The sequence below is a fragment of the Pseudarthrobacter sp. NIBRBAC000502771 genome, assembly GCF_006517215.1.
Taxonomy (GTDB): Bacteria; Actinomycetota; Actinomycetes; order Actinomycetales; family Micrococcaceae; genus Arthrobacter; species Arthrobacter niigatensis.
Genome location: NZ_CP041187.1, coordinates 1223543 through 1242860 on the forward strand (window position 1 = coordinate 1223543; position 19318 = coordinate 1242860).

20 protein-coding genes are annotated in these 19318 nt (G+C 67.1%); 11 read left to right on the plus strand and 9 right to left on the minus strand.

All coding sequences use genetic code 11. The annotated features are described in order from the left end of the window. Nucleotides 1–11: 11 nt before the first annotated feature. Nucleotides 12–824 (plus strand): IclR family transcriptional regulator C-terminal domain-containing protein, encoded by an 813-nt coding sequence (locus NIBR502771_RS05820; protein WP_141158903.1) that lies wholly within the window; start codon nt 12–14, stop codon nt 822–824. Between the two features lie 14 nt (nt 825–838). On the opposite strand, the gene ligK is transcribed toward NIBR502771_RS05820, so the two are convergent. Together ligK and NIBR502771_RS05830 are read right to left on the minus strand one after the other, a co-directional pair. Continuing rightward, on the minus strand, nt 839–1522 hold the full coding sequence (gene ligK, locus NIBR502771_RS05825) for a 4-carboxy-4-hydroxy-2-oxoadipate aldolase/oxaloacetate decarboxylase (RefSeq protein ID WP_141158904.1): 684 nt from the start codon (nt 1520–1522) through the stop codon (nt 839–841). A gap of 22 nt (nt 1523–1544) precedes the next feature. Continuing rightward, nucleotides 1545–2570, minus strand: coding sequence for an amidohydrolase family protein (locus NIBR502771_RS05830; protein ID WP_141158905.1), 1026 nt, complete (start codon nt 2568–2570; stop codon nt 1545–1547). Nucleotides 2571–2761: 191 nt separating this feature from the next. Between NIBR502771_RS05830 and NIBR502771_RS05835 the strand changes: the two genes are divergently transcribed. The 5 genes from NIBR502771_RS05835 (at nt 2762) to NIBR502771_RS05855 (ending at nt 7455) form a co-directional block, all read left to right on the plus strand. Then, complete coding sequence (locus NIBR502771_RS05835; protein WP_141158906.1) at nt 2762–3418, plus strand: GntR family transcriptional regulator; 657 nt, start codon at nt 2762–2764, stop codon at nt 3416–3418. A 175-nt stretch (nt 3419–3593) separates the two neighbouring features. Further along, nucleotides 3594–4772, plus strand: a complete 1179-nt coding sequence (locus NIBR502771_RS05840) for a Re/Si-specific NAD(P)(+) transhydrogenase subunit alpha (RefSeq protein WP_141158907.1) — start codon at nt 3594–3596, stop codon at nt 4770–4772. Next, entirely contained in the window at nt 4772–5092 is a 321-nt protein-coding gene (locus NIBR502771_RS05845; RefSeq protein ID WP_141158908.1) for an NAD(P) transhydrogenase subunit alpha, read from the plus strand. The genes NIBR502771_RS05840 and NIBR502771_RS05845 overlap by 1 nt, the downstream gene beginning before the upstream one ends. Beyond that, on the plus strand, nt 5089–6462 hold the full coding sequence (locus NIBR502771_RS05850; RefSeq protein ID WP_141158909.1) for an NAD(P)(+) transhydrogenase (Re/Si-specific) subunit beta: 1374 nt from the start codon (nt 5089–5091) through the stop codon (nt 6460–6462). Before NIBR502771_RS05845 ends, NIBR502771_RS05850 begins: the two co-directional genes overlap by 4 nt. Before the next feature lie 72 nt (nt 6463–6534). Continuing rightward, nucleotides 6535–7455: a diacylglycerol kinase family protein gene (locus NIBR502771_RS05855; protein WP_141158910.1), complete on the plus strand. Its 921-nt coding sequence runs from the start codon at nt 6535–6537 to the stop codon at nt 7453–7455. A 20-nt stretch (nt 7456–7475) separates the two neighbouring features. Here the strand turns inward: NIBR502771_RS05855 and NIBR502771_RS05860 are convergent, their stop codons facing one another. Then, on the minus strand, nt 7476–8315 hold the full coding sequence (locus tag NIBR502771_RS05860) for an ACT domain-containing protein (protein WP_141158911.1): 840 nt from the start codon (nt 8313–8315) through the stop codon (nt 7476–7478). 158 nt (nt 8316–8473) lie between these two features. Between NIBR502771_RS05860 and NIBR502771_RS05865 the strand changes: the two genes are divergently transcribed. The 3 genes from NIBR502771_RS05865 (at nt 8474) to NIBR502771_RS05875 (ending at nt 11682) form a co-directional block, all read left to right on the plus strand. Continuing rightward, entirely contained in the window at nt 8474–9550 is a 1077-nt protein-coding gene (locus NIBR502771_RS05865) for an FUSC family protein (protein ID WP_141161430.1), read from the plus strand. Between the two features lie 70 nt (nt 9551–9620). Then, a complete protein-coding gene (locus tag NIBR502771_RS05870) occupies nt 9621–10364 on the plus strand; it encodes an IclR family transcriptional regulator (RefSeq protein ID WP_141158912.1) in 744 nt (247 codons plus the stop codon). 130 nt (nt 10365–10494) lie between these two features. Continuing rightward, nucleotides 10495–11682 carry a 4-hydroxybenzoate 3-monooxygenase gene (locus tag NIBR502771_RS05875; protein WP_141158913.1) on the plus strand — a complete coding sequence of 396 codons (1188 nt, stop codon included), beginning with the start codon at nt 10495–10497 and terminating at the stop codon, nt 11680–11682. Between the two features lie 40 nt (nt 11683–11722). Here NIBR502771_RS05875 and NIBR502771_RS05880 read toward each other — a convergent pair whose 3' ends face one another. Next, the gene (locus tag NIBR502771_RS05880; RefSeq protein WP_141158914.1) at nt 11723–12262 is read right to left on the minus strand and encodes a TetR/AcrR family transcriptional regulator; all 540 of its coding nucleotides are present in this window, start codon (nt 12260–12262) and stop codon (nt 11723–11725) included. 57 nt (nt 12263–12319) lie between these two features. On the opposite strand from NIBR502771_RS05880, the gene NIBR502771_RS05885 reads away from it, so the two are divergent. Next, nucleotides 12320–13375: an FAD-dependent monooxygenase gene (locus tag NIBR502771_RS05885; RefSeq protein WP_141158915.1), complete on the plus strand. Its 1056-nt coding sequence runs from the start codon at nt 12320–12322 to the stop codon at nt 13373–13375. Here the strand turns inward: NIBR502771_RS05885 and NIBR502771_RS05890 are convergent, their stop codons facing one another. The 5 genes from NIBR502771_RS05890 to NIBR502771_RS05910 all read right to left on the minus strand — a co-directional run bounded on the left by NIBR502771_RS05890 (nt 13376) and on the right by NIBR502771_RS05910 (nt 18560). After that, nucleotides 13376–15199, minus strand: a complete 1824-nt coding sequence (locus NIBR502771_RS05890; RefSeq protein ID WP_141158916.1) for an iron ABC transporter permease — start codon at nt 15197–15199, stop codon at nt 13376–13378. Beyond that, entirely contained in the window at nt 15196–16260 is a 1065-nt protein-coding gene (locus tag NIBR502771_RS05895) for an ABC transporter ATP-binding protein (protein WP_141158917.1), read from the minus strand. The genes NIBR502771_RS05890 and NIBR502771_RS05895 overlap by 4 nt, the downstream gene beginning before the upstream one ends. Before the next feature lie 47 nt (nt 16261–16307). Next, entirely contained in the window at nt 16308–17384 is a 1077-nt protein-coding gene (locus NIBR502771_RS05900; RefSeq protein WP_141158918.1) for an extracellular solute-binding protein, read from the minus strand. 170 nt (nt 17385–17554) lie between these two features. After that, a complete protein-coding gene (locus tag NIBR502771_RS05905) occupies nt 17555–17989 on the minus strand; it encodes an acyl-CoA thioesterase (protein ID WP_141158919.1) in 435 nt (144 codons plus the stop codon). Between the two features lie 67 nt (nt 17990–18056). Then, nucleotides 18057–18560, minus strand: a complete 504-nt coding sequence (locus tag NIBR502771_RS05910; protein ID WP_141158920.1) for a GNAT family N-acetyltransferase — start codon at nt 18558–18560, stop codon at nt 18057–18059. A 154-nt stretch (nt 18561–18714) separates the two neighbouring features. Here NIBR502771_RS05910 and NIBR502771_RS05915 point away from each other — a divergent pair, with 154 nt between their 5' ends. After that, entirely contained in the window at nt 18715–19227 is a 513-nt protein-coding gene (locus NIBR502771_RS05915) for a MarR family winged helix-turn-helix transcriptional regulator (RefSeq protein ID WP_141158921.1), read from the plus strand. Nucleotides 19228–19318: the final 91 nt, after the last annotated feature.

Here is a 19318-nt window from a genome sequence, read left to right on the forward strand (position 1 = left end):
GATTGGTAACCATGACCGACGCCGCAGGTACCGACACCAGGCCCGCCCCGCAGGCCGGCGACCAGTATGTCCAGTCCCTGGCCCGGGGGCTGGCGGTAATCCGTGCCTTCGACGCCGACCGTCCGGTCATGACGCTCACCGAGGTCGCCTCCCGCACCGGCCTGACACGGGCCACGGCGCGCCGCTTCCTGCACACGCTGGTGGAGCTCGGCTACGTGCGGACCGACGGCAAGACCTTTGCGCTGACCGCCAAGGTCCTCCAGCTGGGGTACGCGTACCTTTCGGGGCTGTCGCTGCCGCAGCTGGCACAGCCGCACCTGGAGGAACTGTCCCTCAAGCTGGGCGAATCCACCTCCGCGGCGGTGCTGGACGGAACGGACATCGCCTACATTGCGCGGGTGACCAGCCGCCGGATCATGACGGTTGGCATCACCGTGGGTACCAGGTTCCCCGCCTATGCCACCTCGATGGGGCGGGTGCTGCTGGCCTACCTTCCGCCCGCGGACCTGAAGGCCTACCTCGCGTCCGCCGAGGTCAGGCCGCTCACTCCGCGCGCCCTGGGCTCCGTGGACCAGTTGGTGGCGGTGCTGGACAGAGTCCGGGCCCAGGGCTGGTGCCTGCTGAACCAGGAACTGGAGCTGGGCCTGATGTCCGTGGCCGCGCCGGTGTATGACGGAGCCAAGGTGGTGGCGGCCGTGAACGTGTCGCTGCAGGCCCAGTCCGTGGAGGCCAAACCGGACCCGCAGGCGTACCTGGCATCGGTGGCGCAGGAGATCGTTGCCACCGCCAAGCTGATTTCCGCCGACCTTACCGCCCGGGGATAACGGGAGCCCGGGCTTCAGTCCACGTACCGCAGTCCGGCTTCCGCCAGCGGTCCGCGCATGCTGTAGATGTCGAGCCCCAGTTCCCCGCTGGCAAAACGCCCACGCTTGGCTTTCTCGTTGTCTTCGCGTTTCCGCGCGGCTTCCGCAACGTCGGCGGCGCGGGAGGCGGGGACCACTGCCACGCCGTCGACGTCGGCAATCACCACGTCCCCGGGGTTTACCAGTGCGTTGGCGCAGACCACCGGGATGTTCACTGAGCCGAGGGTGGCCTTGACGGTGCCCTTTGAGTTGATGGCCCGGCTGAACACGGGAAAGTCCATGGCCTGGAGGGCTGCCACATCGCGGCAGCCGCCATCGATGACCAGGCCGGCTGCGCCCCGGGCCCGGAGCGATGTTGCCAGCAGTTCGCCAAAGAAGCCGTCCTCGCACTCGGTGGTGCAGCCGGCAACCACCACGTCACCGGGCCGGACCTGTTCGGCCGCAACATGCAGCATCCAGTTGTCGCCGGGCTGGAGCAGGACGGTCACGGCGGTGCCGCACAGGGTGGCAGCGGGGTAGGCGGGGCGGATGTAGGGGCGCATGAGGCCCAGCCTGCCCATGGCTTCATGGACCGTGCTGACGCCGAAGGCGGAGAGGGCCTTGACGGCGTCCTCCGGTGCGCGGGTGATGTTGGTATGGACTACCCCAAGTTCCTGCATCGTGGCTCCCTTCGACGGCGTCTCACCGGCCCTGCCGCTTGAGCAGGGCGTCAAGGCGCGGATAGACGGTACGTGCGTTGTGTTCGTGGATGGCGCCGAGTTCGGCCTCGTCGAGGCCGGCGGCGTCGATGTAGCGTGCCGTGTCGTCGAAATGGTGGCCCGTCCACGGATCGATGTCCCGGACCGCGCCGATCATTTCGGAGGCAAAGAGGATGTTCTGCGTGGGGATGACTTCCAGCAGGAGGTCGATTCCGGGCTGGTGGTACACGCAGGTGTCGAAGAAGACATTTCCCAGCAGGTGCTCTTCCAGCGTGGGCTTCCCCAGGGCCATGGCAAGCCCACGGAAGCGCCCCCAGTGGTAGGGCACTGCGCCGCCGCCATGGGGAATGATGAGCTTCAGGGTGGGGAAGTCCTTGAACAGGTCCCCCTGGATGAGCTGCATGAAAGCGGTGGTGTCCGCATTGAGGTAGTGCGCGCCGGTGGTGTGGAAGGCGGGGTTGATGCTGGTGCTGACGTGGACCATGGCAGGGACGCCGTACTCCACCATCTTCTCGTAGACGGGATACCAGTACCGGTCGGTCAGGGGCGGGGCAGTCCAGTGGCCGCCGGACGGGTCGGGGTTCAGGTTCAGCGCCACCGCCCCGTATTCCTCCACGCAGCGGGTGAGCTCGGGGAGGCAGGTTGCGGGGTCCACGCCGGGGGACTGGGGGAGCATGGCGGCCGGGACAAACCTCCCGGGGTAGAGCCGGCTGACCCGGTGGCAGAGTTCGTTGCAGATGGCAGCCCACTCCGCCGAGGTTGCGAAGGAACCGACATGGTGCGCCATGAAGGACGCGCGCGGTGAGAAGACGGTGAGGTCGATGCCGCGTTCGTCCATGAGCCGCATCTGGTTCGCCTCGATGCTTTCGCGCAGGTCGTCGTCGGAAATGGACAGGTCGGTGCGGGACGGCGCCAGTGAAGGATCCTCCAGGGCCGCCACCTGCCGGTCACGCCACAACCCGAGGGCGGCCGGGGCCGTGGTGTAGTGGCCGTGGATGTCAATAATCATCGCGCATGCTCCTGGCAGGGGCGCCTGCCAAACGGCGCCGTTCTAACTCGATAACCGCACATGCAAATGTTGTCAGCAATATAGCTAACAATCAATGGTTTCCGGGGCCCGGGCGGACAAGTCTGGAGTACGCTGAATCCGGAAAATCGTCAGCAAATGTGGCAACCGGCCGAGCAGGGAGATGGTGGGCAGTGGAAACCGTGGATGGAACGGGCCGGGCCCTCACGGCTGCCGAGCTCGCGGAGCTGCTGCGCACCGCCATCGTCAGCGGTGAGCTGGTTCCCAACCAGCGCCTGGTGGAAGGTGACCTCGCTGCCGAGTACGGAGCAAGCCGGGGGAACATCAGGGTGGCCCTCTCCGAGTTGAGCGTGGAAGGCCTGGTGGAACGCGTCCAGAACCGCGGCGCCAGGGTGCGGGCCGTCTCAGTGGACGAGGCCGTTGAAATCACCGAGGTGCGGGCTGCGCTGGAGGCGTTGTGTGCCCGCAAAGCCGCGGAACGGGCCACCGAGAGTGACATTGCGGAGCTGCAGGAGCTGGCCGCCCGGATGCAGGGCGCCGTGGACCGCGGAGACCGTGAGTCCTACTCGGAAGGCAACCAGGCGATGCACGAAAAGATCATTGCCATGAGTGCTCAGAAGACCGCCGCGGCCACCATCCAGCGCCTGCGCGGACAGGCGGTCCGCTTCCAGTTCCGCCTGGCGCGCCAGCCGGGGCGCCCGGCCGTCTCGCTCCCGCAGCACCTTGCCGTCATTGATGCCGTCTGCGCGCATGATGCCGATGCCGCCGCCGAGGCCATGCGGGTCCACCTGGAAAGCGTGGCGGACGCCATCCGCGCCAGCAACAAGTAACCCGCAGCCGGTCTGGCCAGGGGCCGCCGCAGCATGGAAGGCGCGGCCTGACAGGCGAATCGTTACCCACAACCTCCCCGCCGGCTACTCCCGCCGCGGGCCGCCGCGCTCTAGACTCAAGCCAACTGCGTGCAGCAGAGCCGCTGCACAGCTCGTCAGGAAGAGGAGTCGGCGGGTGAAACTGGGGATTCCGCGGGAACGCAGGGAGGGCGAGCGGCGCGTCGCCGCAACTCCTGATACCGTCAGGCAGCTGGTGGCGATGGGACTGGACGTCCTGGTGGAAACCGGGGCGGGGGACGGCGCCGGGCATGCCGATGCGGGCTATCAGCAGGCCGGTGCCACCATCGTCCCCGTACTGGACACAACGGCCCTGGATGTCCTGGCCCATGTCCGGCCCCTTGACCCGAACACCGCCGCGTCCCTGCACAAGGGAGCCGTCACGGTGGGGCTCGCGTCGCCGTCGTCCGACCTGCCCGCGGTCCAGGCGCTCGCTGATAACGCGGTGACCTCGTTCGCCCTGGAACTGGTGCCCCGCATCTCCCGCGCCCAGTCCATGGACGCCCTGACCTCCCAGGCCCTGGTGGCCGGCTACCGGTGCGTCCTGGAGGCCGCCATCAGGCTGCCCCGGTTCTTCCCGCTCTACATGACCGCGGCAGGGACCATCCCGCCCGCCCGCGTCCTGGTGCTTGGCGCCGGCGTGGCAGGGCTGCAGGCGATAGGCACCGCCAAACGGCTGGGTGCGCGCGTCTTCGCGAACGACATCCGCCCTGCCTCCGCCGACGAGGTCGCGTCCATGGGCGGCACCTTCATCCGGCTGGACCTGGAGACTGCTGAAGCGGCCGGCGGCTACGCACGGCAACTGAGTTCCGATGCCGGCACCCGGCAGCGGCAGCTGCTGGCACCCCACGTGGCGGAGTCGGACGTCCTGATTACGACGGCGGCGGTTCCCGGGCGCCCGGCGCCCCTCCTGGTGACCCGCGAGATGGTGCAGGGCATGCGCCCGGGATCGGTCGTCGTCGACCTCGCCGCCGAGTCCGGCGGCAACGTGGAAGGCTCCGTGCCCGGCCGGGACATCCCCATACCCACCGCCGACGGAACCGGGCACATCACCCTGGTCGGCTTGAAGGATCCGGCCTCCGCGATGGCGTCGGACGCCTCCCGCCTGTACGCCAAGAACGTGGCCAACCTGCTGGCACTCCTGGTCCACGACGGGCACCTCACGCTGGATTTCGGGGACGAAGTGGTGGCCGGTGCGTGCCTCACCCACGCCGGGGAAGTGCGGCACCGGCCCACCGCGGACCTGCTCGCGGCCCGGACGGCCACGGCAGCGGCCGGGCAGGAAGGAACACGCTGATGGATGGAATCGCCCTGCTGACCATCACCGTGCTGGCGGTGTTCGTTGGCTTCGAGGTGGTCTCCAAGGTCTCCAGCACCCTGCACACGCCGTTGATGTCCGGCGCCAACGCCATCCACGGGATCATCCTGGTAGGGGCCATCATCGTCGCCGGCCAGGCGGCCGACCCGTGGGTTCTCGCGGTGGCGCTCGTCGCCGTCGTCCTCGCCACCGCCAACTTGGTGGGCGGGTTCGTGGTGACGGACCGGATGCTGCACATGTTCCATGCCAAGAAGGATCCGGTCAAGGCAGGCGCCCAGCCCCAGGCAGGCAGTAAATGAGCCTCCTCGACCCCGTCTGGACCTCACTGCTCTACCTCGCCGCCGCGGTCTGCTTCATCCTGGCCCTGCGCGGACTCAGTTCCCCCCGTACGGCACGCCGCGGAAACCTGGTGGGGGCACTTGGGGCGCTGATCGCCGTCATCACCGTCTTCCTGTCCGCCCGGCTGGAGAACGTCCCCTGGATCCTGGCCGCCATCGCCGTGGGTTCCGCGGTGGCGGCACCCGTGGCGCGGCGGGTGAAAATGACGCAGATGCCGCAGCTCGTGGCCCTGTTCAACGGGGTGGGCGGCGGCGCTGCCGCCCTGGTGGCCCTCCTCGAGCTGGGCCATGCGGGGGAACCGTGGGTCCGCGTGGCCATCGTTTTCACGCTCTTGGTGGGTGCGGTGTCCTTCGCCGGTTCCGGGATCACGTTCGCCAAGCTGCAGGAGCTGATGACCACCCGGCCCGTGGTGTTCCCCGGGCTGCCCGTGGTGATGTCGGTGGTGCTGCTGGCGGCAGTGGGCTCCAGCGTCGCCGTCGTCGTTTCCGGGTCGCTGCCCCTTGCGGTCCTGCTGCTGGTCCTGGGCCTTGCCGCGGGCGTCCTGCTGGTGCTGCCCGTGGGCGGCGCGGACGTGCCCATCGTCATCTCGCTGCTCAACGCCTTCACCGGCCTGGCCGTCGCGGCGTCCGGCGTGGTGCTCGGCAACGTCCTGCTGGTGGTGGCCGGCACGCTGGTGGGCGCCTCGGGCACCATCCTCACCCGGGCCATGGCGGCCGCCATGGGCCGGAGCGTGGCGGGCATCCTGTTCGGCGCTTTCCGTGGAGGTTCGACGGCGGGGTCCACGGCCGTGAGCGAACGTCCGGTCCGGTCGTCCTCGGCTGAAGACGTGGCGGTGCTGCTGGGGTATGCCCAGCGCGTGATCATCGTCCCCGGCTACGGGCTGGCGGTGGCGCAGGGCCAGCATACTGCCGCCGAGTTGGCGCTGGCCCTGGAGGCCCGAGGGATCGAAGTGGACTTTGCCATCCATCCTGTGGCCGGCCGGATGCCCGGACACATGAATGTGCTCCTGGCCGAAGCCAACGTTCCGTACGAGTCGCTCAAGGAAATGGGCGAGATCAACCCGCAGTTCAAGACCACCGATGTGGCCTTGGTGGTGGGTGCCAACGACGTGGTGAACCCGGCCGCCAAGACGTCCTCCGGGTCCCCGATTTACGGCATGCCCATCCTGGAAGTGGCCGACGCGCGGCAGGTGGTCTTCCTTAAGCGCTCCATGCGCCCGGGCTTCGCCGGCATCGAAAACGACCTGCTGTACGAGCCACAGACATCCCTGCTGTTCGGCGACGCCAAGGACTCCCTGGCCCAGGTGCTGGGCGCGGTCAAGGCACTGTAGGCGGGGAACGGCCCCCGCGGCGGGTTACTCTTCTCTCAGAAGCTTGCTTTCCATCCGCCATCAGAGGACGCCATGACTGACATCAGCTCCACTTCGCCCAAACGTGCCGCCATCATCGTCAATCCAGCCAAGCCGGTGGACATCGACGTGCGCGGGCTGGTGGCCAAGCACTGCGTGGAAAACGGCTGGGGCGAGGCCATTTGGCTGGAAACCACCAAGGAGGATCCCGGGTTCGGGCAGGCGAAGGAAGCGCTGGCCCAGGGTGCGGACATCGTTATCGCTGCCGGCGGTGACGGTACCGTGCGCTGCGTCGCTGAGGTCCTGGCCGGCGGGGACACCCCCATGGGCCTGCTGCCGCTGGGCACCGGCAACCTGTTGGCCCGGAACCTCGGCCTGGACGTGACCGATTACGACGCCGCCATGGCCGGGGCCCTGATTGGTACCGAACGGAAGATCGACGTTGTCCGTGCCCGGCGCAGCGACCCGGACAAGGAGCAGGTGTTCCTGGTCATGGCCGGCGTGGGATATGACGCCACCATCATGGCGGACACCAATGAGGACCTGAAGGACAAGGTGGGCTGGCTGGCCTACGTTGACGCCGGCATCCGTAACCTGCCCGGCAAGCCGGTCAAGGCGACCGTGGTGATCGACGGCAAGGACGTGGTGCACCGCGGGGTCCGCAGCGTGATGGTGGGCAACTGCGGCAAGGTCCAGGGCGGCCTGGAAATCTTCCCCGATGCCAAGATGGACGACGGACTGCTGGACATTGCCGTGCTGGCACCCCACCACGGCAAGCTGGGCTGGCTGTCCGTGCTGGCCGGCATCATCGGCCGGGGCAAGAACAGGGACACCGCCGTGGAGTACTTCCAGGGCAAGACCGTGGAGATCACCCTCGAGCACAACGACGACTACCAGCTGGACGGCGACCACGAAGGCGAGGGCAAGCACGTCCTGATGACCATGGAGCCCGGAGCCCTGACCCTGCGGATGTAGGGACTGCGGTCCGAGGCCCGTTATGCGCGAGGTCCCTCCGTGCGCCGGTGCGAGAGGATCTCGGCAAGCTCCGCCAGGCGGTGCGCCCGGGCCGATTCGGCCGGGGTGAACGGCTCGCCGGGCCGGGTGAAGGTGATGGGACCGTGCCATGCCGTGGGGATCTTAAGCCGGGTCCCGTCGTCGGACCCTTTGGTGCCGGCGTCCGACGGCGGCACGATGCCCGCGTGCAGCAGCTCGGCCACCGCCAGGGGCAGTTCGTCCGGAGCGGCAGCGATCCTTGCCGCCAGGCTCAGCGCCCTGGTCTGTCCGTCTGCCATGGCCAGTGCGGTGGTGGGCCAGACGTGCGAGTGGCTCCCGCCGCCGTCGGACAGCGCTGCAAGCAATTCACGCTCACCCACGGTGCCCGGGGCCGAGAGCACGAACTCATCCAGGACCCCGCCCGGTGCCGGGTGGACGTGGATGCCAAGGATGTTCGCATCCAGCCTGGCCAAAGCCCGCGTGATCTGCTGCAGCGACCCGGGCTGGTCCCGGAGCAGCGTCCGCGCCCGCCACAGCGACGGTGCCGCTGCCAGCCGCCGGCGGTGACGCAGTGCCGGGGCGTGCAGCCAGCTGCGAAGGACCCGGGCGGCGGACGGCTCGGCCACCCAGATCACCAGGACCGTGGCGGTGAGGGTCAGCACCAGCACCTTGGCCACGTAAGGGAGGTGGGCTTCCACCACGAGGGCGTGGACCAGAAGCTCGATGGGCAGCATCGCGGCGACATTGGCCAAGGTCAGCCGGGCCTTGTGCGGTTCCGGCATCCGGCCGCAGACTTCGCAGGTCAATTCAGCGGCAGGCGCATTGCGCGGAGGGCGGTTCATGACTCAAGCATCAGCGGGCGCTGTTTCCGCCGCATTGCCTCCTGATTCCATTCATGGGAACGTGTTGGCCGGTTTCTGAGGCCTCCGGCGTAGGATTTACCAGGAACGTCAGCGCGGCCGCCACCCCGGAATCCACCCCCAAGGAAGGCGCTGCCCCCGTGAAGATGCTTGCTGAGATGTTCAGCATTGCCCCCGGCAACAAGGACCACCACCCGGCCATCAGGTGCGCCGTCGGCGTCTTTGTCCCCCTGATCACCCTGGTGCTGCTGGGCAGGCTGGACCTGGCGATCTTCGCGTCGTTCGGAGCTTTCACTGGAATCTACGGCCGCGGCGAGCCGCACGCCGTCCGCTTCATGCTGCAGCTGCGGGCCGGGCTGCTGATGCTGCTGGTCATCTTCCTGGCCGCCCTCGCGGCCCGGATGGGTCCTGCCCTGGGCCTGGATACCTCCGCGCACACATGGCTGCTGGTCCTGGCCACCACCGTGGTGGCGGGCGCCTGCTCCGTGGCGATTTCCTGGCTCCGGCTGCGCCCGGCAGGCTCCCTCTTCCACATTTTCGCGTTCGCCGCCATCGCCTCCATTCCCAACCAGCCGCCGCTGTGGGAAGGCATGCTGGTTGCGGTCCTCACCACCATGTTCGCGTTGCTCGTCGGCTTCTCGTCAAGGATCCTTCCCAGCCACCGCACCCCGTGGACCAGGCCTCCCCGCATCCGTCGCACCCCCGCTGAGAAGCGGACGGCGTGGCTTGAAGGCTTCGGCTACCTGGTGGCGGCCGGCCTGGCAGGGTCGTTGGCCACGTGGGCAGGAAGCCGGCTCGGCTTCGGCCACAACTACTGGGCCATGGTGGCCGCCGTGGTTCCCCTCGTGGGCCACAGCACCAGGCACCGGGTGCGCCGCGGCATCCAAAGGATCATCGGGACCGTGCTGGGCCTGCTGGTCCTGGCTGCCGTCCTGCTGGTGGGCCTGCAGCCCTGGCAGACGGTGCTGGTCATGGCGCTCTGCCAGTTCGGCGCCGAGCTGTTCATTATCCGCCAGTACCTTTTGGCCCAGGTGTTCGTCACGCCCCTGGCGCTGGTGTCCACGCTCCTGGTGGTCCCCGCCTCGGCCTCCATCCTGTTGCGCGACCGCATCGTCGAGACCGTCATTGGCGCCGCCGTCGGCATCGTGGTGGTGCTGGCCCCCGGGGCGTGGCGCCGGCTGCGGGCCGGTGCGGAAAGGGCCGGGACGCCGGCCTAACCGGCTCCCGCTGCGGTCCGCCGCCCGGCCGCGGTACGCTGGACTTCCCGTTCAACGGAAGGCGGCGGCAGTGGCGAACTCAACTTCGGGCGATTCGGTAGTGGACCGGATTGTGCGTCTGATCTCCGCCTTCCCGCAGGACGTTGCCGATCTCCGGTTGTCGGAGCTCGCCGAGCGTGCAGGCCTCCCACTGACGACGGCGCACCGGCTGGTGGGCCAACTGGCCGGCCACGGGCTGCTGGAGACCGCCCCCGGCGGTATCGTCCGCCCGGGCCTCCGGCTGTGGGAACTGGTGAACCGCGCCTCGCCTGCCCTGGCGCTGCGCCAGGCGGCCATGCCGTTCATGGAGGACATCCAGCAGGTCCTGAACCAGAACGTGAACCTGGCTGTACTGGACGGCTGGGAGGCGCTGTTCGTGGAACGCCTCTCCCGCCGCGGGTCGGTGGCCAACCGGGCCCAGGTGGCCGGCAGGATGCCCATCCACATATCGTCCGCCGGACTGGCGCTCATGGCCCACCAGGACAGGACCCTCCAGCATGAATACCTCGCCCAGTTCCAGGATCCCTACGTCAAGCTGGTTGCCGACGACGTCCGTACGCTGCTCGCAGATACCTCGCGGCAGGGCTTCGCCCAACTCAAAGGCGTGGTTGATCCGGACACGTGGGGCATCGCCGTGCCCGTCCTGAACCGCCGCCAGCGCGCGGTGGCATCCCTCGGCGTCGTGGTTCCCCTGCGGGAAATGCGGCTGCAGGCGCTGGTTCCTGCGCTGCAGACGGCTGCCCGCGGGATCGCGAGGGGCCTGGCCGAGGCCTGACCAACGGCCCCGGAGCTGCCTAGAATCCGTTGAACGGAATTCCTGTAACGCCGGTCACCCGCCCTGCTGCACACTGAAAGCCAGGCATCCATCCGCCCCTCCCGGGCCCGCAACGAAGCGAGACGCAGCCATGGCACGAAAAGTCATTACCACCCAGGTAGCCATCATGGGAGGCGGCCCGGCGGGCCTGATGCTCTCCCATTTGCTGGCCAAGGCCGGCATCGAGTCCACGGTGGTCGAGATCCGCAGCCACGAGGAAATCTCCCACACTGTCCGTGCCGGCATCCTGGAGCACGGAACCGTCAACCTGCTGGTGGACAGCGGTGTCTCCGACCGGGTGCTGCGCGACGGCGACCGGCACGACGGCATAGAGTTGCGCTTCAACAACGAGAGCCACCGCATCGACTTCAAGGACCTCGTAGGCGAGTCCGTGTGGCTGTACCCGCAGACCGACGTCTTCCTGGACCTGGCCGCACGCAGGCAGGAAGACGGCGGCGACGTGCGCTACAGCGTCACCGACACCACCGTCCACGACCTGGAGGGCAAGCCGAAGGTCTGGTTCACCGACGCCGACGGCGTCGAGTTCGAGATCCAGGCCGACTTCCTGGTGGGCGCGGACGGCTCGCGCAGCCACTGCCGGTTCCAGATCCCGGAGGCCAACCGCAAGTGGTACTTCCACGAATACCCCTTCGCGTGGTTCGGCATCCTGGCCGAGGCGCCGCGCAGCTCCGACGAACTGATCTACGCCAACTCGGCCAACGGCTTCGCCCTGATCAGCCAGCGTACGGAGACAGTCCAGCGGATGTATTTCCAATGCGACCCCAAGGAGAACGTGGCCGACTGGGACGACGAGAGGATCTGGGCCGAATTCCGGAGCCGTGTCAACGGCAACGGCTTCGAGCTCAAGGAAGGCCCTGTCCTGGAAAAAATGGTGCTGCCCTTCCGCAGCTTCGTCCACACTCCCATGCGCCACGGCAACCTCTTCCTGGCCGGGGATGCTGCGCACACCGTGCCGCCCACCGGTGCCAAGGGCCTGAACCTGGCCATCAATGACGTCAAGTTCCTTTTCGAGGGGCTGGACAGCCACTACAACTCCGGTTCGGACCGGCTCCTGGAGACCTACAGCGACCGCGCCCTGGACCGGGTGTGGAAGGCCCAGCAGTTCTCCTACTGGATGACCACCATGCTGCACACCCCGGCCGATGCGGACGACTTCTCCCGCGCCCGCCAGCTCGGCGAACTGAACTCCGTGGTCTCCTCCCGCCATGGCAAGGCCTACCTGGCTGAGGCGTACACGGGCTGGCCAGCTTCGGCCTAAAGATGCCGGGAACGTACGACGGCGGCCGGCCGGGCAGCGCTCAATTGCCCACCAGCCGCCGGACGGCGGCCGCGATGGCGGCAGCGTCGGGCTGCTCGTCGCGCCTGACGGTGAGCAGGTGAAGCAGCACCCCGTCGCCGTAGTCGGCCACGTCCCGGGCCCGGGCCTGCGCATCCGGGACACCCAGCGCGGCAAGGGCCTGTTCCAGGCCGCCCACCAGCTGGAAGTGGCCGGCCGTTACGGACTCCGGTTTGTCCAGGGAAAGTGCCAGCCGGGCCCGGGTCAGGCCGGCATGCCGGCCGGCAAGCATTACCACCATGGAGGCGAGCTGGCTTGCCAGTTCACCCGCATCCTTCGGCGGACCGGCAGGACCCTGCTCCCGGAGGAGCGCGGCGTCCAGTTCAAGCAGGCGGTCCAATACGGCGTCAACCAGGGCAGCGCGGTTCCGGTAGTAGTTGGACGTAGTGCCTTCCGACAGGCCCGCGGCGGTGTCCACGGCCCGGTGGGTGAGGCCCTTCATGCCCTTGTCCGCCACTACGGCCAGGGCGGCGTCGAGCAATAGGGTGCGTCGGTCCGGCATGGATCCAGTGTAAGTGGACCCCTTCCGTGTCACTACAAAAGTAGTAAACTGATAGGCATGGAAACGATCACGATCGTTGGCGGCGGCATCGCCGGCCTGGCCCTGGCAGCAGCCCTGGACCCCAGCCGCTTCCACGTGGCGGTGTACGAGAAACGGCCGGAACTGCCCACGGTCGGCAACGCCCTCGGAATGTGGCCCAACGCCCAGCGCGCCCTGGCCCGGCTGGGGATCCTGGACCAGGCTCGGGCCGTCAGCCCGGTGCTGGGCAGCGGGTCGGTCCGCAATGCACAGGGTGAACCGTGGGTCACCGTCGAGGCGGGGGAGACGTTCGGCATCTCCCGGATCGACCTGATCCGGCTGCTGGATGGCGCCGTGCCCGCCACCGTCCTCCGCGTCACCGACACCGTGCAGTCGGTCCCAGCGGACGGCAGCCTGGTCGTGGGCGCCGACGGTGTCCACAGCATGGTTCGCCGTGCGGGATGGGGCAGCGCCACGGAGGCCCGGCTCACGCCCTACCTCGCCCTCCGCGGTACCCTCCCGACGCCGGTCGCCCCGGATGAGGTGGGCGAGTACTGGGGCCGCGGCGACCTGTTCGGCATGGCCGCCGCCCGGGGCGGGTCCTTCTGGTACGCCAGCTACCGGTCAGGACTGGGCCCCTATGGAATCGATGTTCCATTGGCCCTGGAACAGGCCCGGGCACGCTTTGCCGGCCACGCAGCTGCCATCCGTCGAACCCTGGCAGCAGCCACGCCGGAGGAATGCCTGGCCCAGCGCCTGTGGACGGTTCCACGCCTGCGCTCCTACGTCACGGGCGGGACGGTGCTTATCGGCGATGCCGCGCACGGCATGCTGCCCACCCTTGGCCGCGGTGCGTGCGAATCCCTGGTGGACGCGGTGACACTGGCAGACCTGCTTAACACGCTTCCCGAAGACCAAGCGCTGCGTGCCTACAACCGGCAGCGGAGACTCCGCACCCGCGCCGTGAGCGTGGCCTCCTCGGCGCTCGGACGTGTCGCGCTGGCAGACCGTGCCCAGCCGCTGCGTGACCGCCTGCTCAACCTGGCCCGGCGGCGGAACACACGGACCGCCGTCGGCAGCGGTTCGGGGCGGTAGTCAACGGACGGCGGCGGCCGGGCGCGTGGCGTCGTCCTCACCCGGTGCCTGTGCGCCGGAAAGTCCGGCGCCGGAGGCCTGCTGGCCGGCCGGCGCTGCGGGCAGCCGCTTCCTGCCCTTCCGCCGCCCGGACCTGCCGTACACCAGATACATCGTCACGCCGGTGATCACCATGAGGAGCACCGTGTAAACGAAAGTGTTCGCGATCCCCTCCGTGCCTTCTGCCCCGTCGGTGTTGGCTTTGATCACCAGGCCCAGCGGCTGCACCAGCGGATGGGCCAGGAAGATCGCGGTGTCGTAGTCGTCCAGCAGGCTGTTGAAGTTCAGGGCCGTGATGGCTGCAGCTGCCGGAAGTACCAGCGGCAGGAGGATCCGGCGGAAGACATACAGCGTCTTGGCGCCCATGATGGCGGCGGCCTCCTCCAGGGAAGAGTTCACTGCCGCAAAGGACGCCTTGAGCATCCGGAGCGTGAACGGGATCTTCACCGTGACGAAGGCGATGAGCAGGATCACCGTTGTCCCGGTGAGGACGGCGCCCCCCACCAGGGGATTGGGATGGTCGTAGCTGACAATCAGGCCCAGGGCCAGCAGTGCCGACGGCAGGATCCACGGAATGTGCAGCAGGTATTCAAATGTTGAGGACAGCCAGTTTTTGTACTTTTGCAGCAGCCGGGCCACAAAGAGCAGGCCGCCGACGGCGATGACCGCAGCCAGGGCGCTGTACACCACACTGACGATGAACGGCCGGAGCCCGGATTGCTGCGTGAGGACGCGGACATAGTTGTCGAGGGTCAGGTTGGAAAGCGAGAGCTGTCCGGTCTGGATGGCTGCGCCATCGGCAAATGAATAAAGCACGATCAGCACCACGGGCAGCGTGTAGACGGCAAAAAGGAGATAGGCCACGGCGTGCACGGCCACGTTGGCCACGGGGTGGGCAATGTCCTGCTTCTGCAGCTCGGAGGACACCTTTGACACCGAAAAGTAGGTGCCGCCCTTCTCCAGCCGGGACATCACTGCGAGCATCACCATGGTGGCCAGGCCAAGGATCACGGCCAGCAGCGCGGCCAGGTCGCGCGAAGTGGGGCTGTTGGTGAAGGTCAGGATCATCGGTGTGATGGTCTGGAACTCGCGGCCGCCCAGCACCTGTGGGGCGCTGAGGGCGCCCAGGCCGGTGAGGAAGGACAGGATGGTGACAGCGAACAGCGTGGGTTTAAGCATCGGCAGGACGATGCGGCGCAGGATGGTCCATGTGGAGGCACCAAGGTTCCGCGCGGCCTCGATGGTCTGGTAGTCGATGCCTTTGAGGGCGTTGGCAACGAACAGCATGTGGTTAGTGGTGGTGGCAAAGGTCATGACTGCCAGCACGGCCAAGAACCCGGAAAACCAGCCGGGGTCCATTCCGGGAAAAATCCGGACCAGCAGCGACGTGACAATGCCCCTGTCCCCGTAGATGAATTTGTACCCCGCCGCCAGCACGATGCCGCCATAGATGAACGTGGACGCGTAGCCGAGGAACAGGATCCTCGAGCCGCGGATCCGAAAGTAATGCGTTACCAGGACGATGAAGACGCCCACCAGGTTCACGGTGACGGACAGCGCCACGGCCAGCAGGAAGCTGTTGCCCAGTGCCTTCATGGCCCGCTGGGAGGAAAACAGCTTCTCCGCGGCGCGGCCCGAAAAGCTGCCGTCGGGGAAGAAGGTGGCGATCAGGATGTTGACGTTGGGCCACACCAGGAATGCGGCGATGAACCAGGTGAGGATGACCCCCACCACCAGGACGAACGGGGAGCGGGCCATGCTGCGCACCGGGCTGTTGACGCTCATTTCAGGGCAACCGCCGGGTCCTGTGCCAGTGCGGCGCCGGTTCCCGGATGGTACTGGAGGACATGCCCGGGCTGGACGTAGACCGTCGTGGCCGTGCCGGCCCCAGGGTGTGCGGCGCCGTCTTCACGAACCAGGAGGCGGATGTCCGCGCCATGGCTGCGGACCACATAGCGGCTGTGCAGGCCGTGGTAGGTCCGGGAAACCACGGTGGCGGGAAGCCCGACGGCGGTCCCTCCGTCCGCGGGCCGGTCCAGGGAGGCTTTTTCCACGCGCAGGTAGGACCTGGCATCCGTACTGAGGCCGGCCCCGGACAGCCGGTTGACCTCCGCCACGAAGTCCGGCGTCAGGGCTGAGCTGTCACCGATGAAGTTGCAGACAAACTCCGTAGCAGCATGGTCGTAGATGTCCTGGGGCGTCCCAACCTGTTCCACCACCCCCCTGTTGAAGACCGCCACCCGGTCACTCATGGCAAGGGCCTCGTCCTGGTCGTGGGTGACGTACACGGTGGTGATGCCGAACTCGCTCTGCAGGTCCTTGAGCTGCTGGCGCAACTGGTGGCGGAGCTTGGCATCGAGGTTCGACAGCGGCTCATCCAGCAGCAGGATCTTGGGCCGCAGCACCAGGGCGCGGGCCACGGCCACGCGCTGCTGCTGGCCGCCGGACAGCTCGGCCACGTTCTTGGCCAGCTGCTCGTCGCTGAGGTCCACGCGCCGCGCAATGTCCCGCACAAGGCGGTCGCTGTCGGCAGGTTTTTCCTTCCGGACCCGGAGCCCGAAGGCGATGTTCTCCCATACGCTCATGCTCGGGAACAGGGCATAGTTCTGGAACACCATGCCCACCTGACGCTTGTCGCTCGGAAGGCGGGTCACGTCCTTCCCGTCCACCCTGACCGTCCCCCTGGCCGGCTGGATGAAGCCGGCCAGGGTGCGCAGCGCCGTCGTCTTCCCACAGCCGGAGGGCCCCAGGAGGGTGAAAAACTCACCCGGCTGGACTTGCAGGTCCAAGTGCGGAATGGCGGTGAAATCGCCAAAAGTAACTTCGATGTCTTCCAAGCGGATCATGGCAACCCTGTCTGATGGAACGCGGAAACGGCGGCTGGCAGGACGGGCTACGTCATGTATTCGAGTTCGATCTTCTCCACCCAGGCGCCCATGTTCTTCTGCACGAAGTTCCAGTCGATGTCCTGCTGCTTCAGGCTGGCGAAAAAGTCCACCACCTCCGGGTTGGCTTTCGCCTGGGCGCTTTTGTTGACGGGCATGGAATTGAACTTCTGGGCGAACTCGCCCTGCACGTCCGCGCTGCCGAACCAGTCGATGAACTTCTGCGCCTGCTCCTTTTTCTTGGTGCCTTTCACCAGGGCTATCTGCTCCACGGCAAGCGGGACCCCCACGGAGGGAATGACCGTGTCCACGTTTACTTTGAAGGACTTTTCGCGGTCGGCAATGATCGAGGACGGCATCTGGCCCATGTCCACCTCGCCGGACGCGATGCGGGCAAACAGGTCGGTCTTGGCCACTGCGGGGCTGCCGTTCTTGAAGTACTGCTCAACCTGCTTCCACCCGTCGTCGGAAATCCCAAGATCGCCCGAGTCATCCCGGTAACGCGAAAGGATGCCGGCGAAAACCAGCTGCGCCGTTGCGGTGCCCAGGCCGGTGACCCGCTCATAGCGGCTCTTGAACTCGTCCTTGGACCACAGGTCCGTCCAGTCCTTCGGTGCGGCGTCCTTGGAGATCTTGTCCGAGTTGTAGCCCAGAAGGATGGCCTGCTTCACCAGGGGCCAGTACGTCTCCCCGTCGCCCAGGCCCTTGTCCACCTCGCCCGCCCACGCGGGCTGGTACGCCTCCAGCGCGCCCTCGTTCTTGACCTGGGAGAAGTACATGTTGTTCAGGCCGAACGCGAGGTCGGCGATGGGGTTGTTCTTCTCGGCAATGAGCTTGTTGGTGGCATCGGCGCCTCCGGCCCCCACGATCTCGATCTTGAATCCAGCCTCGGCCGCCTTGGCGGCCAACCAGTCGCCCCGGCCCTCCCCGTTGGAGTTGGTGTAGATCACCAGGGTGTCCCCGGACGCTCCCGCGGGAGCTCCGGAGGCTTCACCGGTGGAGGCCGGCGGGGTGGAGCCCCCGCCGCAGCCGGCGAGGAGGGTGGCGGCAACGGCGGCGGCAACCAAAGTCTGCAATTTACGCACGATCAGGACTCATTTCTGGACTGGAATCAGAGCATGTCCGCACAGCCTATAGCCGGGCATGACGAAAACCGGGCTGTTATAGCTATCGATTCGATAAACAGCCCAGCTTCTCACTTTGGACCTGTCGGGAAAACGGTTGGGGCCCCCGGCGTGAACCGGCGGGAAACGTTTCAGTCCTGGTCGGGGGTTCCGCCGAGGTGGTGGGTGGGGATTCGGTCCCGGTCGTAGGTGATCTCCGTATAGCCGTGCGGTTCCGGCTTTCCGTCCCGGCCCAGGTTCACGAAGACGATCTCCTCGATGGTGAGGATGCTCTGCCTGGTGATCATGTTGCGGACCTCGGCGCGCATGGTCAGTGAGGTCCGGCCGAACCGGGTTGCCGTCAGGCCCATCTCGATGAGGTCACCCTGGACCGCGGAGCTGACGAAGTTGATTTCAGAGATGTACTTGGTGACCGCGCGGCCGTTCCCCAATTGGAGGATGGCGTAGATGGCGGCTTCTTCGTCGATCCACTTCAGCAGGCTGCCGCCGAAAAGGGTTCCGTTGGCGTTGAGGTCCTCCGGCCGGACCCATTTGCGGGTCCGGAAGGTGATGTCTGCTGCTTCCATACGGCCGAGGTTAGCTGATGCCGCCCGCCACGGTCCCAGTGTGACGGCTTCCCGGGCCGGCCGGACGCTAGGCCATGGCCGTCTGGGCGGCGCTGTGGGCGTTGATGCGTTTGGCATAGCAGTACGAGTGCTCCACGCCCGTGTAGGGCCCGAAGTTCGGGATCGGCTCGAAGCCTGAATTTTCGTAGAAGTTCCGGCCGTCCGGTTGTGCCGACCCGGCCTCGGCCTTGATCCTGGTTATGCCCTGGCTGAAGGCCTCCGCCTCCAGGGCCGCGAGGATGGAGCTGGCCACCCCGGAGCCACGGGTGTACGGCAGCACGTAGAGCCGCTTGATTTCGGCCGTCGTTCCGTCCAGGAGCCGGAGCCCGCCGCAACCCACCGGTTGCCCCGAGCCTTTGTCGTACGCCACCAGGAAGACGGCGCAGTCGGCGCCCGACGGCGGCGGCCCAGGCTCATGGTCGGGCCGGCCGAAGCGGGCGTCGAGTTCTGCCTGCTGCGCGCGGCGAAGGTCCGCGCCCACGGGGTTGGACCAGGAGACCTGCCGAATGTTGAGCCTGGGGTTGGTCTGCATATCTGCCTCGATTCGCCGGAGGGGTATGCCTGACAAGGCTAGGTGGGGCGAGTTACGCAGGTGTTTCCAAGGGGTTAGCACCCGGATAACCCCCCAAGCGACCATAAAGTAGATTACTTGGCAGTCTAGTTACCAGTTGGTCTAAAATGATGTCATGGTTTCTATGGGCAACGAGGGATCCGGCTACTGGTACGGACCTGACGGGCAACTGGACTACAGTGCGGCGGTGCTGAAGGCCCTGCGCGACTACCGCGCGGCCGAAACCGAGATTCGCCGAAGCACCAGGGACTCCATGGGCATGGGCGAAACGGACATCCTCGCCCTGCGGTACCTGCTGCGGGTCCAGGCATCGGGGAAGCAGGTTGTCCCCAAGGACCTCAGCCGGTTCCTCAATATTACTAGCGCTTCCACCACATCGCTCATCGACCGCCTGGTGGCCAGTGGGCACGTTCGCCGCGAGGCGCACCCTTCCGACCGCCGTTCGGTGGTGGTGGTTCCCACCGTGGAGTCGGACAAGGAGGTCCGGGAGACGCTCGGCGCCATGCACCGCCGCATGATGGCAGTTGCCGAAGGCCTGAGTGCCGAAGAGGCGCGGATCGTGGTCGATTTCCTGCAGTGCATGACCGATTCACTTCAGCTCCGGGAAGAGGAATTAAAAGTTCACTAGCCTGACTAGCTAGTTCGCCTAGTTATATGTAAGCTTACGATTGTTCCTGAAGTTGCTTCCCAACGGAGTCGTGAGTGTGTTGGTCCCTTAC

Coding starts and splice junctions, on each gene's coding strand:
- NIBR502771_RS05895 (WP_141158917.1), bottom strand. CDS start 16,260: ATGATCCGCTTGGAAGACATCGAAGTTACTTTTGGCGATTTCACCGCC.
- NIBR502771_RS05850 (WP_141158909.1), top strand. CDS start 5,089: ATGAGCCTCCTCGACCCCGTCTGGACCTCACTGCTCTACCTCGCCGCC.
- NIBR502771_RS05880 (WP_141158914.1), bottom strand. CDS start 12,262: ATGCCGGACCGACGCACCCTATTGCTCGACGCCGCCCTGGCCGTAGTG.
- NIBR502771_RS05910 (WP_141158920.1), bottom strand. CDS start 18,560: ATGCAGACCAACCCCAGGCTCAACATTCGGCAGGTCTCCTGGTCCAAC.
- NIBR502771_RS05860 (WP_141158911.1), bottom strand. CDS start 8,315: ATGAACCGCCCTCCGCGCAATGCGCCTGCCGCTGAATTGACCTGCGAA.
- NIBR502771_RS05905 (WP_141158919.1), bottom strand. CDS start 17,989: ATGGAAGCAGCAGACATCACCTTCCGGACCCGCAAATGGGTCCGGCCG.
- NIBR502771_RS05845 (WP_141158908.1), top strand. CDS start 4,772: ATGGATGGAATCGCCCTGCTGACCATCACCGTGCTGGCGGTGTTCGTT.
- ligK (WP_141158904.1), bottom strand. CDS start 1,522: ATGCAGGAACTTGGGGTAGTCCATACCAACATCACCCGCGCACCGGAG.
- NIBR502771_RS05890 (WP_141158916.1), bottom strand. CDS start 15,199: ATGAGCGTCAACAGCCCGGTGCGCAGCATGGCCCGCTCCCCGTTCGTC.
- NIBR502771_RS05830 (WP_141158905.1), bottom strand. CDS start 2,570: ATGATTATTGACATCCACGGCCACTACACCACGGCCCCGGCCGCCCTC.
- NIBR502771_RS05915 (WP_141158921.1), top strand. CDS start 18,715: ATGGTTTCTATGGGCAACGAGGGATCCGGCTACTGGTACGGACCTGAC.
- NIBR502771_RS05875 (WP_141158913.1), top strand. CDS start 10,495: ATGGCACGAAAAGTCATTACCACCCAGGTAGCCATCATGGGAGGCGGC.
- NIBR502771_RS05855 (WP_141158910.1), top strand. CDS start 6,535: ATGACTGACATCAGCTCCACTTCGCCCAAACGTGCCGCCATCATCGTC.
- NIBR502771_RS05820 (WP_141158903.1), top strand. CDS start 12: ATGACCGACGCCGCAGGTACCGACACCAGGCCCGCCCCGCAGGCCGGC.
- NIBR502771_RS05885 (WP_141158915.1), top strand. CDS start 12,320: ATGGAAACGATCACGATCGTTGGCGGCGGCATCGCCGGCCTGGCCCTG.